The organism is Bacillus sp. FSL K6-2944 (assembly GCF_038005385.1).
Lineage (GTDB): Bacteria > Bacillota > Bacilli > Bacillales > Bacillaceae_G > Bacillus_A > Bacillus_A cereus.
In genome coordinates this window covers 1,937,314-1,950,956 of sequence record NZ_JBBOTE010000001.1, presented here as the reverse complement: position 1 = coordinate 1,950,956, position 13,643 = coordinate 1,937,314, and the positions used below count along the sequence as shown (strand labels likewise).

Here is a 13,643-nt window from a genome sequence, read left to right as displayed (position 1 = left end):
TAGAGAGATTGGGGTTTTTATTTTGACTTTGTTTAATGTTAAAAACAGTTTCATTTGAAATGCAAATACCAATAAATTGCAACTTCATCATTTTCAATATCCAAACCTTTATAAACAAGAAAATCACACCCACCAATTACAAATCCGCATTTTTCATAGAACTTACATGCTGCGACATTATTATTTTGCGTTTCAAGCATGATACCTGGCATATTGCCTTTTTTTGCCCACTGCTTTGCTTGATCAACTAATCTTTTACCAACTCCGAGTGTACGATATTTTTTATCTACCGTTATATCTTCTATGTAAGCATAGTGGTTCCAATTCTTTTTCAATACCATTAATCCAATGATTTGGTTATGTAACAGTGCTATGTAAATGACTTGATTAGGTTTATTTATATATTCATTGTAAGCCAGTTCTTCATTATCATCTTGATTTTGTAAATAACTTTTTTCATAACTCGGAACGTCTTCTACTGTATATTCTATACGTTTATTTCCATTGGAAAGAGAAAGAATTAACCGAGCATTCACTATAAAACTGTCATCAATCTCCGGGAGATTATCTAAATCATTTGTTTCTAACTCTCTAATTACAAGGTTCATCGGGGCACCTCCACATAATAATATTTCTTCTAGTTCTTCATTTGGTTCAAATGAATTCCAATTACAAAATTATAATAGAATTTCAATAGTACGGCTATCTTTGTATTTTATCTTTATACCAGCATGTTGTTATCTTGATATGAAAATATTGTTTAGAAAGAGTAGTATCTTTTATTTTGGATGTATATCCAGTTTTCAAATTTAACTGTAGTAGAGAAACAAATATTTTTTTAAAGAGTGGATGCCATACGTTATTCTTTAACTAAATTCGACATTATCTGCATTTTATCTTCACCTTCCTCTATTAATCTATTTATTGTAAACATCAGCTGGAGTTAATGCTCAGCTGTATAAATAATGAATATAAAAATTAATAGGGAAAGGATCGAAAAATAATGAAAGAATCACAAAGTAAGAAAAAAACAAGTCGACTAACTAAGGTAATAATATCTCTAGGAGTTGTTTTAGCCACGACCTTTTTCACCTTCTTTTTAATAGGAAAATGGAACTCTATCCCAGCGAAGGGAATAGCTAACGAAAGTAGTAATCAAGTTAACACGCAACAACAAGAAAATAAAAAAGAAACACCACCAGCAAAACAGAAAAGACCTGATGGAAAACCGGTGGGAAAGGTTGTTTATTTAACATTCGATGATGGTCCTAGCGAACTAACTGGGAATTTTTTAGATGTACTAAAAGAGCAAAATGTCGCCTCGACATTTTTTATGCAAGGTAGCAATTTACAAAATACAGGTTTTCAGGAAAACGTAAAGCGAGCAGTAAAAGAAGGGCATTATATTGGTGCACATAGTATGACACATAATAGTGATAAGCTATACAAAAAAGGACAATTTGTAACGGAGATGAAAGAAACGTTAGCTCTTATTCATAATATTACGGGTACAACTCCTAAATTAGTTCGTCCGCCATATGGATCTGCACCAGGATTAAAGGGGCAGGACATTCGTAACAAAATTGTAGAAGCAGGAATAAAAGTTTGGGATTGGACGATAGATTCAAATGATTGGAAATTAAAAGGTAACCCACAGCAAATTATAGAAAATGTAAAGCGTACAACAACAGAAGATGTGGAAGTAGTTCTAATGCATGAAAAACTACAGACATTACAAGCGCTTCCGGAAATTATTAAATTTTATAAGGAAAAAGGATATGAATTCGGGGTATACAATGAAGCGGATCATTTTCAACTAAACTTCCAGAAAGATCAACGTCTATAGTATAAACATAATTATTTTAAAAAGGTGTTTTCCATTACTAAATCAATAACTAAGCCAAAAGTCGATTTCTTATTTTCTCCGGAATGTCCTTTTTGAAATCTATGCAACAGAGTCTTTATAGTAAGAGTATTTTGTCGGGGGATAATCAAAAAATGTATATTACAATATAAAAATTCACCTTAATACTAAAGGATACATGACAACGATTCCTATAAATTCTTCTCAATAATTGAAAATAAAATCAATCCAGATTATTATATTGTTATTGTAATTATAAATGTAATTACATTTTATTGAAGGAGGATACAAAGATGAAAAACTCAAAAGGCTCTATTGAATCAGAGATAAGCAAAGCAATTACTCACTGGGAAAAGGACTACCTAGGACGCGGGTCTATATCCGTTAAGACAGATATATTACGGGATATGATTATCGTAAATTTACAAGGTATTTTAACGCCGGCTGAATATACGGTTTGCGAAACAAAAGACGGTATGCTAACGATAAAGAAAAATCGTTCGGAGCTAGTTGAATCTGGAATTGAAGATTTGAAAGAGATTATACTAGAATTAACTGGAGAAAAAGTGAAAAGTTTTCATACGGATATAAGCTCCCGTACTGGTGAATGAGTAATGATTTTTAAATTGTTTCATAATCTTGAGGAAAAATTTTGAAAATTAAAACCACTGTAGGGTTAGTGGGAGATAATTAAGAAACCTAAAAGTTTTGCGCTTTATTTAAATTTATTAACATGATAATAATTAATAACTTGAAATTATTTACGTATACTGAATTTTAATTGGAATAACGCTCAAAAAAACTGATAAATAAATTGACAAACTGCTTAATATAGTTTATCTTATAATTGTTTTAAAAAATTAATAGATGCTTATTTTAACTGTTTGCTATAATTAAGGCTTTAGCATTTTTTTAATATGTAATATTGACTAAATGAAAAAGTTTCTTAATTGAAAGATAGCGCATAACATAAATTGATATATTGATTGCATAATCTAGGAGATCAGAGATATACTGTTATTTTTAATAGGAGTAATACATACATTACTATCCTCTATAAAATGGGAGCTCTTCAAAAAACTTTATTGAAGTTAGTTGAAGTGAAACCGACAATCTCCATAATTCAATGATGATATAAAATCATTGAATTATGGAAGTTGTCGGTTTTTTTTATGGGAAAAAACGATGTACTAAAAAGAGTGAATGAAAATTGAAATTAAAAAAACTATCGTAATGAAAAGGAATTTTTATAGGCTATTTTCGCTTAGAAGGGAGTATTTAACATGTTAATTTCGCTGAGTTCATCAACACTGTTAACTTTATTTTTTATGGCGCTTAGTGCTTCTTGGCTAAGTGGATTATTGTTTTTAAATGCAAGGATACCTTTACGTTTTGTTCATATCCATATTGGTATCGCTGCTTTACCTTCATTGGTTTCTTTACTCGCACTTGTTAATAACAATGGAGATAGAGTTGTGGGGCCTTGGCATCTAGATACTTTAGCTTGGTTAATGGCTTTCTTTGTTCTTACAATTGGTTTAATCATTCAGCGTTTCTCTGTACGTTATTTAATGGGAGATCGCTCATATCGAAAATACTTTGCACTTTTTACATTTACTACAGGTGTATCTTCGGTTGCATGGTTAAGTGATGATCTTCGCTTAATGCTCATTTGTTGGGGAGCAACGCTTATAGGATTGGTTCTACTTATAGGGCTAAATAAAGGGTGGAAAGTAGTTAGTGAAGCAACTAAAATCTCTGGCTACCTATTTACAATAAGTTGGATTGCCTTACTATCAGCTATCATTTGGCTTTTTCAAGTAACAGGACAGTGGCAGTTAACATCAGTTTTAACGAATGAAAATGTAGTGCTACATGGAACATTGGAGAGAACAGGAATTAACTTATTAATTATATTAGCGGTGATGATTCCAGCAGCACAATGGCCTTTTCAAAGATGGTTAATTGAGTCTGCTGTTGCTCCAACTCCTGTTTCAGCTATTATGCATGCGGGTTTAGTAAATGCTGGTGGTATCATGTTAACTAGATTTTCACCTCTTTTTCATGATGATATTGCACAAATAATTTTACTAATTTTCTCTAGTATTTCTATCTTAATAGGTACAGGAATTAGTTTAGTCCAAGTTGATTATAAACGTCAGCTAGTAGGTTCAACTATTGCACAAATGGGATTTATGCTTATTCAATGTGCATTAGGCGCCTATTTAGCGGCTATTATTCATTTAATTTTACATGGTTTGTTTAAAGCTACACTATTTTTACAAGCTGGTTCTTCCGTGCAACGTTTTGGGGTAGTGAATCAGTCTAATGAAAAGATGTCCAATTTATGGATTATAGTTGGGCGTGTTTTAGGATTATTTATAGCAATTACTTTCTGGTTTATGACTTCTGGAGAGGGGTATCAACTAGTTAGTGCGTTAATCTTAGGCTGGTCACTATACTTTTCATGGAAACAGCTTGTTGTTTTTGGAGAGGGAAGAATGGGACGAATTGCTGGCGTAATTGTTTTGATTGGATTTTCTCTCATTTACTTTACCGTTCATAATTCTCTTTATAAATGGTTGCATACTGATATTTATCAAAGTGTTCAACCTTCAGCTCCAGCCGTTATCTTTGTTATATGTATTTTACTATTTAGTAGTGTTATTAGTACTTTCGTTACTCGTCATCAATCTTCTACTTTATTCGCTGTACTTTATCTTTGGTTAGTTCGAGTAGGTGAGGCGAGACGAAAGTCAGTAGAAAGTCACCCAAGCTATCTGAAACATCATGTATCAAAGGGAGGTAATTCGTGATGAGCATACCGTCAATATTAAAGAAAGATACAAACATTGATATGCAAGAAAATAATATAAATGATTTAGTTGCATCTGCTAGCCGAGTTATTGCGCCACTTTGGCCTATCTCTACGTTTGCAGCTCACCACCCTTGGATGGGACTTGAAAAGCAATCATTTGAACAAGTCGCAAATTGGTTAAAAGAAGCTCGTAATGTGGATATTTATCCTAGTGCCTCCATGATTCATTTGGCAAAAGCGAAAGGTGAGATTGAGGAATCATTTTTACAAATGAGTTTGTCTCGTTGGCTGGATTCACAATCTTTTCATATTCCGCGAGAGAAAGCAGAGCGATTTTGCCAAGCAGCTTTAAAGTTAGAAAAATTACCTTCTAGTCTATTATCATCGCCAGAAGTAAATAAATTGGCAGAAGAAATGAATTATATAAATACAGCAAGTATGCAAGCCTCTGTTATGCAGCCAATAAGTTCGCTTATAGAGAGTCAAAATAGTGAAAACCTATCTGATGTTCTTAATTATCATATCATTAAATGGTGTAAATTATATCTTGATGAATCCGGATCAAATTGGACGATGCCAAATCGAGAGAAAGGTTTTTATCGCGCATGGCAACACCTTATTAAATTTGATCCAGCGCTCAGTAAAAATGAGCGTAAAGTTTTAAAAAATTGGCCACAAGATGCCGAAGTAGCTTTAGCGAGAGCATTATCTGAACTAGGAATTTCTGAATCTAACATACAATCTTACCTTGAAGGGCACTTACTTTCTTTGCCTGGGTGGGCAGGAATGATACGATGGCGCTCACAACAATCAATTCAGGAACAGGAACTTCTCATAGAATATTTAGCAGTTCGAATTTCTATGGAGCTGGCTATTGTAAAACCTTATTTACCTTTAAAAAATCAAAAGGTTGAGAAAAAAGTTTCGATCGTCCCACTTATAGCTTCTTGGATTTATTGGGGGAATATTTCAACACGGGAATGGTTACAAATGCCTGCTACTGAACAAAGTGAATTATTAGTATTCGCTTATCGTTTTGATGAAAATATTCGCAAGAAACTTTGGCTGGAAGCTTGGGAACAAACGCATGCAGAGCAATTAAGGGAGAAGATTGCTTCTACACAACGTGCAACCAATGATAAAAAGCGTGTATTAGCTCAATTAGCATTCTGTATTGATGTACGTTCAGAACCGTTTCGTCGCCACCTTGAAAAATTAGGTCCGTTTGAAACATTTGGAATAGCTGGTTTCTTTGGGTTACCAATTGCAACTAGTGAACTAGGTAGTAATAACAACCATCCTTCTTTGCCAGTTATACTCAAACCGAAACATCAAATAAAAGAGCTCACAAATGAAAATGAACTTAAATCTTATGAGCAACGTAAGAGGGTAGGCAGTTCGGTACGTTATACGTTTAAAACGATGAAACAGAACGTACTGACAAGTATGGCGCTACCTGAGTTAAGTGGTCCTTTACTTGGTCTACAGATGGTGACAAGAAGCTTTGTCCCAAGAGGAGTTGGTGGTTTCATTCGTAACCTTCGTAAAACTATGTTACAAAAACCTGATACAACATTCTCGCTTAATCATGTTCATGACACAAAGGGCGAGATACCTATCGGTTTTACGAAAGAAGAAAAAGTGAACTATGTGCGTCAAGCTTTAAAAATGGTGGGACTGACAGAAAAAGTTGCTCCTTTATTTGTAATGTGCGGACATAGTAGTCAAAGTACGAACAATCCTTATGCTGCAGCACTTGAGTGTGGTGCTTGTGGCGGAGCAGCAGGAGGATTCAATGCAAGAGTTTTTGCTACTTTATGTAATCTCCCAGAAGTGAGAGAGGCGTTGTTTGCGGAAGGTATTAAAATTCCTGAGGATACCATTTTTGCAGCAGCTGAACATAAAACAACAGTGGACGAATTGGAATGGATTTACGTCCCAGAACTTTCGGAAACTGCGCAAGAAGCATTTGATTGTATCGAATCGATTATGCCAAATGTGAGCCAACATGCAAATAGAGAGCGTTTAACGCAATTACCAAATTTTAAAACGAAAATAAAAAATGCGAGTAAAGAGGCACATCGATTTGCAGAAGATTGGAGTGAAATACGTCCAGAATGGGGATTAGCTCGTAATGCATCTTTTATTATCGGGCAACGAGAATTAACTCAGGATTGTGACTTAGAAGGTAGGGCTTTCCTTCATAATTATGATTGGAAACAGGATGAAAGTGGCGATATATTAGCTAACATTATTGCAGGACCAGGAACAGTAGCTCAGTGGATAAATCTACAATATTACGCTTCAACTGTAGCTCCTCATTATTATGGTAGTGGAAACAAAACAACCCAAACTGTAACCGCGGGTCTAGGTGTTATGCAGGGAAATGCAAGTGATTTGTTGCCAGGCTTACCTTGGCAATCCGTTATGCAGTCAGATAGTGAGACGTATCATTCACCACTTCGTTTACTAATTGTAATTCAAGCGCCTAGTCAATATATAGAACGTTTGCTAAATAATGATTTCACATTTCGAGAAAAAGTTCAAAATGGATGGGTTAGACTTGCAAGTGTTGATCCAGAGGGACACTGGAAAAACTGGTAACAATCATGTAATGAATTATCAACTATTGTTACTAGCTTAAAAGTTTCATAAATACAATAATGAAGAAGGAGTGCTCCATATGAATTCAAAGAATAAAAAAGTTTTATTGTTAACAGACATTAAACATGAAATAGAGCCTATTATCCAACAAGTAACTAACATTCAACAAGAAAACATGTTGACTATACACAGCTACGATTCTGTAATTGTACATCCTTATGGAGATATAATGAGATCTATTATTATTGCTATTTATCAAGAAAATGTTGAAGAAATTTTTGTTGTAGGAATAGAGGATAAAGAAACTGATGTAGTTAATCTACAAATTCAACGTGATTCCATAAAAAATAACAGGGAACTAGACTATCTCTTTGAAAATTGCATGCCTGAATTTTCAAGTGGTAGCCTTGATGAATGGCTAAGTGGAAAAGAAAATGTTAGTGAAAATATTGAGAAGAGTATAGATATGATTTGTCATCATCCACTAGTACCGTCTGATGTTAAAGTTCATGGTTTCAAGATTGATAGAACAGGGGAAAAAGAAACGGTTGTTAAAGTTTCTGTTAATAAAGTAGTGAAACAAATGCATTCTTATGTGTAAGTTATCGATAGATAAGCAACTTTTATTTGGTAGATACTATAATATGTTAAATATTTGGAGTTGTTTCCTTTAAAAAGAGTAAAAGAAATCTTCTATAAATGGAGATCTTTTGCTCTTTTTATAATAAAAATAAAAAATTATTTGACGTTTTTTCGAAAAAAATTTTTAAGACAAGGCTTTTAGGTTTATGAAAACCTTTATTCATGATAGCAAGATAATTTTGATAAGAAGTATATAGTAAGAATGATTTGGAGATACCGATGGGGATATAACTATTTTATTTAGGACGGTGCAATTAAAATGGATTTACAGAAAGGGAAATTATATTGGAACACGACTTTTTCTAATACACCTTCTTATCCTCGTTTGGACGAAGATATAAAATGTGACGTACTAATAATAGGAGCAGGAAGTTCGGGTGCTCAATCAGCATACTATTTGAGTGAATCAGATTTAAATATTGTTATCGTTGATAAAAGAAAGGTAGGACATGGAAGTAACCTTACAAATACAGCACTTATTCAATATTTAGGTGATAAGATGTTTTTTGAACTGGTAAATACATTTGGGGAAGAGTATGCAGTTAAGCATATGAAATTATGTGAACAAGCTATTAATGATATTGAATATGCTGATCAAAACTTGCCTTATTGCTCTGACTTTAAACGACGTGACAGCTTATATTATGCAAGTTATGAAGAGGATATAAAGAAATTAGAAAAGGAACTGTATTATTTACATAAGCATGATTTTAAAGCGGCTTGGTTATCAGAAAAACAAATTGGACAGAGATATCCATTTAAAAAACGTGCAGCTATTTATACGTATAATGATGGTGAAATAAATCCTTATAAATTTACACATAGTTTATTAGAACAAGCTGCTAATAAAGGAGTTCAAATTTATGAAGATACAGAGATTGTTGGCAAAAAGTTAGAGAAAGAATGTGCTATCTTTTATACAAAGGGGGGCAATTCTATTACTGCCAATAAAGTAATTGTGGCTGCAGGATATGAAGGGTTGGAATTTAAAAAGGAAAAGAACGCTACACTGATTAGCTCATATGCAGTTGTTACTAATCCTGTAGAAGATTTATCTTCTTGGTATAAACGTACTCTCATTTGGGAAACTGCGAGACCATATATTTATATGAGAACTACTGCAGATAACAGGATTATTATAGGTGGGTTAGATGAAGATACAAACATTGCTCAAGAAAGAGATTCAAAATTAATCCATAAAAAAGAGAAATTAGTAAATGAATTTAATAAGCTCTTTCCCAATATAACAGTTGAACCTGAATTTTATTTAAGTGCTTTTTATGGTGGTACTCATGATGGTTTACCTATAATTGGAATGTATGAAGAGTTTCCAAATTGTCACTTTATCTATGCGTATGGAGATAATGGATTAGTTTATAGTATGGTACTTTCTAAAATTGTTCGAGATATAATTATTAACGGTTCAAGTCCAGATTTGAATTTATATTTACAAACTAGACCAAAACTAAATGAGTAAACTGCATGTATACAAAATCATAGTAGTAAGGAGCATATTTAGGATTCCATTATAAAAAAGCTATTTTAAATGTATTAGTTTCATGTGACTATTTGTTATGTTTATGAATGCTTAAATAAAGCATTCATAAACAATATTATTTGTTAAATCCATTCATTTTACTAAGTTCAGTTATTTGTATAATCCATTCTTTTTTTAGGTAGGGTAGAGTTGCTTGGATATGATGATATTCCCATTCTTCCTCAATGGTAGGGTAAAGATTAAATAAGTATTTTTCTTCATCATTTGTTACACTTGCTTTAGGATTGCCAGTAAGTTTAAAATAAATGTCGCACCATCCGCTATAGTTTGTTAACATGAATAAAAAATTAGGACATGTGAATTCGATGAGGTATATTTCTTTCTCTAATTGAATATCTGATAGTAATTCTCTTGCAGTCTCATAAGTAGGCTTCTTTTGGTAACCATTGCATGAATGCCATGCCCAAATGGGTAAATCTATAATAAATTCAATACCTTTCTGTTTCATGTGTCTTACAATGTATTTATATGCTGTGCAATCTTCTTTACTAACAAAATAGGATCGGCTATAAGCTTACCTTCATTCAAAAGTGTATTTATGGCATTTTGGTTTTGAAAAGTCCACAGGATTGTTGAATCTATAGATGTATTTAAGTTTGATTGTTTATAAAATTGTTTTTTCATCTTTCTCTCCATTTTCTTTTTTATTTTATAAGAGTTTAAGATAAGTACAAAGTGCATTATATTTTTATCTTTATTAAGAGTTGGAAAAATCCATTAAAGATAGAAGAGTTTGTTTGCAATTACAAAAAATGATTCTTATAATCATTTAAAAATAACAGAAGTATTTGTTCTAATAAAGAATGAATTGTGCTTTAAGAATTAGAAAGGATAGCCATGCAAAATAAAATTATTGTTATGTTTCAAAAAGATTTTCGTTTATATGATAACCCAGCTCTATTTGAGGCTGTTCAGTCTGGTGAGGTTCTTCCTGTATATATACAAGATGAAACTTTTTCAATAGGAAGTGCGTCAAAGTGGTGGTTGCACCATGCTGTAATAGATGTAAAGAAGCAACTTGAGGCATTGGGCTCTACTTTAATAATTCGTAAAGGACGTACGGAGGAAGAAATACTTTCTCTCATAGAGCAATTAGATATAACGGCTGTATATTGGAATATTTGTTATGATCCGGACAGATTACAATCTAATCAAAAAATGAAAATGATGTTAGAGGATAAAGGTATTATCTGTAAAGAATTTAATTCGCATTTATTATTAGAACCGTGGATTATTAAAAAGAAAGATAACACTGAATATAAGGTGTTTACGCCTTTTTACAATGCATTTCAAAAGCAGGTAATACCTAAACCTTTTAGCAGAGTGCAGAGTATAAAGTGGGGAAACTCTTTACCAGCAAGCTTATCTGTTTCAGAATTACAATTGTTGCCGACTATACCGTGGACATCTCATATGGAAGTAATATGGGATCCGACAGAAGAAGGGGCATATAAAACATTCAAGAAATTTTTCTCTAGTAAATTAGTCTCTTATAGTGAAGGAAGAGATTTTCCAGGTCAAAATGTCCATTCGATGTTGGCACCGTATCTTTCATTTGGTCAAATATCAGTAAAGCTAATGTTTCATTACTTAATAAATAAAAGTACCGAAAGACAATGTAGTCTTTTTGAAAAACAAGTTAATAGCTTTATACGTCAATTAATTTGGCGAGAGTTTTCTTATTATTTACTATATCATTATCCATTTACAGTATATAAACCTCTTAATAAGAGCTTTGAAAATTTCCCGTGGGATAAGGAAGAGGAGTTATTAAGAGTATGGCAAAAGGGGAAAACGGGTTATCCGTTTATTGATGCGGGAATGCGAGAACTATGGCAAACAGGTTTTATGCATAACCGGGCAAGAATGGCTGTAGCCTCTTTTCTTGTAAAGCATTTGTTAATTCCGTGGCAAGAAGGAGCAAAATGGTTTATGGATACACTACTAGATGCTGATATTGCAAATAATACAATGGGATGGCAATGGGTTGCTGGAAGTGGAGCAGATGCATCACCGTACTTTCGTATTTTTAACCCAATCACACAAGGAGAAAAGTTTGATAAAAATGGAGAGTATATAAGAAGATGGGTACCAGAATTAAGAGATATCCCAAACAAATATATACATAAGCCTTTGGAAGCACCTGAGCATATTTTACAAAAATCCAATATAAAACTTGGGGATACATATCCTTTTCCGATTGTTGATCATAAGGCAGCACGGGAGAGAGCCCTTTGTGCATATAAAAGTATGAAAGAATTTGTATGAAATAGGTTAAACAATATGTATTTTGAATTTTAATATTAGAATTTTATCCATTACAAGGACATACTAATCATATAAAGTTTCTATAGTCTTCTAGTAAAAAGGAGAATGTTTATGAAAAAATCTAGTATTATAGTATTTTTACTAACATATGGTTTGTTTTATGTTTCTAGTGTTTTATTCCCTATTGATCGTACTTGGTATGATGCGTTAGAAAAGCCGTCTTGGACACCATCTGGTATGACAATCGGAATGATATGGGCTGTATTATTTGGACTTATTGCATTATCAGTTGCAATTATTTACAACAACTATGGATTCAAGCCAAAAACATTTTGGTTTTTATTCCTTTTAAATTATATATTCAATCAAGCGTTCAGCTACTTTCAATTTAGCCAAAAGAATTTGTTTTTAGCAACAGTAGATTGTTTACTAGTCGCTATTACTACGTTACTTCTCATTATGTTTTCTTCCAATTTATCTAAAGTATCGGCATGGTTGCTAATCCCATATTTTTTATGGGCTACATTTGCTACATATTTATCTTGGACAATTTATAGTATAAATTAAAGACGTAAATGAAAACTTGAGCACAATGAAAATGCTCGAGTTTTTACGTTTATTAATGGTAATCTAAAGTATAGAATATACACATCATAGGGAGGTCATATATGTGAAGAAATGGATAAAAATTGTTCTGTACTCTTTACTAGGTATTTTACTCATCGGAAGTATTACTTTTTTAACTTGGTCTCAGTTTACTTATAAACCAACGAAAGAGGCTTTGTCTTTAGTAGATGATAAAAAAGATGAAGATTATATAGCTTTTGGAGAGAAAGATGCAAATATAGGGGTTATTTTTTATCAAGGAGCTAAAGTAGAAGCCGAGGCTTATAGTTACTTAGGGGAAGCACTTGCAAAAGATGGGCATTTTGTAGTAATGCCTAAGTTACCATTAAACTTAGCGATACTTGGAATAAATGAGGTAGATAGTGTAATTGAAAAGTACCCTGAAGTTCAAAAATGGTATGTTGCTGGGCATTCAATGGGCGGAGCTATGATTTCTAGGTATGCCTTTCAACATGAAGAAAAGGTAGACGGAATTATTTTCTTAGGTTCTTATCCTGCAGATGATTTCTCTGCCAAATCGATTCCAATGTTATCAATTTACGGGGAAGTAGATGCTTTAGCAACTGTAGAAAAAATAGAGAACAATAAAAAGTTAATGTCAAAGAATAGTACTATGCACATGATAAAAGGGGGGAATCATGCTAATTTTGGCATGTACGGTGAGCAAAAAGGTGATAATGCGAGTTTAATTACGCCAAAAGCACAACGAGATGAAACAGTGAAAGTAATTGAAGAATGGTTATTGACACAATGATAACGAATTTAATAAATCTACCGAAAGAATTCTCCTAGCGGTAGATGGGAGAGAGAATAAAGAGCCAAATCGTACGAAGTGGCTCTTTTATTTATTTGCTATCTCCAATTGTCCCCTTATTTTCTCCGGAATATCCTCTTTAGAAATAATATCGTAAGAATACACATATTTTCCTTTCACATGAATTTTTAAGTATGTTTTTCTTATAAAATCATTAGGCGTGTTCGTTCCAACTGTATATTCTTTTTCATTACTTAATTCGTCAACAGCTTTTAGTGAGTACATAGCTTTTCCTTTATGATGATAATCTGGAACACCATATCCTTTCGCAACGGCATATACATTTTTTTCTTCAGCAATCGGATTAAATCTGTCTAAATCTCCACGTAATATGAAAGGTAGTAAGTATATAGGGAGGCCTATTCCTAGTATGCAAATTACAAATTTCTTCATGATCGTTTCTCCTTTTGTCTATTTACATTTTTGAGTATAGAAAAAAGTTCTTATG

11 protein-coding genes and 1 pseudogene are annotated in these 13,643 nt (G+C 32.8%); 9 read left to right on the top strand and 3 right to left on the bottom strand.

Going from position 1 to position 13,643, the window contains the following annotated elements:
- Positions 1 to 50 precede the first annotated feature (50 nt).
- On the bottom strand, positions 51 to 608 hold the full coding sequence (satA, locus tag MHH55_RS09850; RefSeq protein ID WP_078186642.1) for a streptothricin N-acetyltransferase SatA: 558 nt from the start codon (positions 606 to 608) through the stop codon (positions 51 to 53).
- 395 nt (positions 609 to 1,003) lie between these two features.
- On the opposite strand from satA, the gene MHH55_RS09845 reads away from it, so the two are divergent.
- The 6 genes from MHH55_RS09845 to MHH55_RS09820 all read left to right on the top strand — a co-directional run bounded on the left by MHH55_RS09845 (position 1,004) and on the right by MHH55_RS09820 (position 9,405).
- Positions 1,004 to 1,846: a polysaccharide deacetylase family protein gene (locus MHH55_RS09845; protein WP_074555246.1), complete on the top strand. Its 843-nt coding sequence runs from the start codon at positions 1,004 to 1,006 to the stop codon at positions 1,844 to 1,846.
- 311 nt (positions 1,847 to 2,157) lie between these two features.
- Positions 2,158 to 2,475, top strand: a complete 318-nt coding sequence (locus tag MHH55_RS09840; protein ID WP_078186641.1) for a DUF2294 domain-containing protein — start codon at positions 2,158 to 2,160, stop codon at positions 2,473 to 2,475.
- A gap of 672 nt (positions 2,476 to 3,147) precedes the next feature.
- Positions 3,148 to 4,680 (top strand): NADH dehydrogenase subunit 5, encoded by a 1,533-nt coding sequence (locus tag MHH55_RS09835; RefSeq protein ID WP_078186640.1) that lies wholly within the window; start codon positions 3,148 to 3,150, stop codon positions 4,678 to 4,680.
- The gene (locus MHH55_RS09830; RefSeq protein WP_078186639.1) at positions 4,680 to 7,286 is read left to right on the top strand and encodes a DUF2309 domain-containing protein; all 2,607 of its coding nucleotides are present in this window, start codon (positions 4,680 to 4,682) and stop codon (positions 7,284 to 7,286) included. Before MHH55_RS09835 ends, MHH55_RS09830 begins: the two co-directional genes overlap by 1 nt.
- A gap of 79 nt (positions 7,287 to 7,365) precedes the next feature.
- Complete coding sequence (locus MHH55_RS09825; protein WP_001086255.1) at positions 7,366 to 7,887, top strand: carbonic anhydrase; 522 nt, start codon at positions 7,366 to 7,368, stop codon at positions 7,885 to 7,887.
- A gap of 300 nt (positions 7,888 to 8,187) precedes the next feature.
- Complete coding sequence (locus MHH55_RS09820) at positions 8,188 to 9,405, top strand: NAD(P)/FAD-dependent oxidoreductase (protein ID WP_078186638.1); 1,218 nt, start codon at positions 8,188 to 8,190, stop codon at positions 9,403 to 9,405.
- A 136-nt stretch (positions 9,406 to 9,541) separates the two neighbouring features.
- Here the strand turns inward: MHH55_RS09820 and MHH55_RS09815 are convergent.
- Positions 9,542 to 10,110 (bottom strand): annotated as a pseudogene (locus tag MHH55_RS09815) (DUF3841 domain-containing protein).
- A gap of 213 nt (positions 10,111 to 10,323) precedes the next feature.
- Between MHH55_RS09815 and MHH55_RS09810 the strand changes: the two are divergent.
- From MHH55_RS09810 to MHH55_RS09800, 3 genes are all read left to right on the top strand, one after another.
- The gene (locus MHH55_RS09810) at positions 10,324 to 11,754 is read left to right on the top strand and encodes a cryptochrome/photolyase family protein (RefSeq protein WP_078186637.1); all 1,431 of its coding nucleotides are present in this window, start codon (positions 10,324 to 10,326) and stop codon (positions 11,752 to 11,754) included.
- A 111-nt stretch (positions 11,755 to 11,865) separates the two neighbouring features.
- Positions 11,866 to 12,321, top strand: a complete 456-nt coding sequence (locus MHH55_RS09805; RefSeq protein ID WP_000749755.1) for a TspO/MBR family protein — start codon at positions 11,866 to 11,868, stop codon at positions 12,319 to 12,321.
- Positions 12,322 to 12,424: 103 nt separating this feature from the next.
- Positions 12,425 to 13,135 carry an alpha/beta hydrolase gene (locus tag MHH55_RS09800; protein WP_078186636.1) on the top strand — a complete coding sequence of 237 codons (711 nt, stop codon included), beginning with the start codon at positions 12,425 to 12,427 and terminating at the stop codon, positions 13,133 to 13,135.
- Positions 13,136 to 13,222: 87 nt separating this feature from the next.
- On the opposite strand, the gene MHH55_RS09795 is transcribed toward MHH55_RS09800, so the two are convergent.
- Positions 13,223 to 13,588, bottom strand: a complete 366-nt coding sequence (locus MHH55_RS09795) for a YxeA family protein (protein ID WP_000714887.1) — start codon at positions 13,586 to 13,588, stop codon at positions 13,223 to 13,225.
- Between the last annotated feature and the right edge of the window lie 55 nt (positions 13,589 to 13,643).

Coding starts and splice junctions, on each gene's coding strand:
- satA (WP_078186642.1), bottom strand. CDS start 608: ATGAACCTTGTAATTAGAGAGTTAGAAACAAATGATTTAGATAATCTC.
- MHH55_RS09845 (WP_074555246.1), top strand. CDS start 1,004: ATGAAAGAATCACAAAGTAAGAAAAAAACAAGTCGACTAACTAAGGTA.
- MHH55_RS09840 (WP_078186641.1), top strand. CDS start 2,158: ATGAAAAACTCAAAAGGCTCTATTGAATCAGAGATAAGCAAAGCAATT.
- MHH55_RS09835 (WP_078186640.1), top strand. CDS start 3,148: ATGTTAATTTCGCTGAGTTCATCAACACTGTTAACTTTATTTTTTATG.
- MHH55_RS09830 (WP_078186639.1), top strand. CDS start 4,680: ATGAGCATACCGTCAATATTAAAGAAAGATACAAACATTGATATGCAA.
- MHH55_RS09825 (WP_001086255.1), top strand. CDS start 7,366: ATGAATTCAAAGAATAAAAAAGTTTTATTGTTAACAGACATTAAACAT.
- MHH55_RS09820 (WP_078186638.1), top strand. CDS start 8,188: ATGGATTTACAGAAAGGGAAATTATATTGGAACACGACTTTTTCTAAT.
- MHH55_RS09810 (WP_078186637.1), top strand. CDS start 10,324: ATGCAAAATAAAATTATTGTTATGTTTCAAAAAGATTTTCGTTTATAT.
- MHH55_RS09805 (WP_000749755.1), top strand. CDS start 11,866: ATGAAAAAATCTAGTATTATAGTATTTTTACTAACATATGGTTTGTTT.
- MHH55_RS09795 (WP_000714887.1), bottom strand. CDS start 13,588: ATGAAGAAATTTGTAATTTGCATACTAGGAATAGGCCTCCCTATATAC.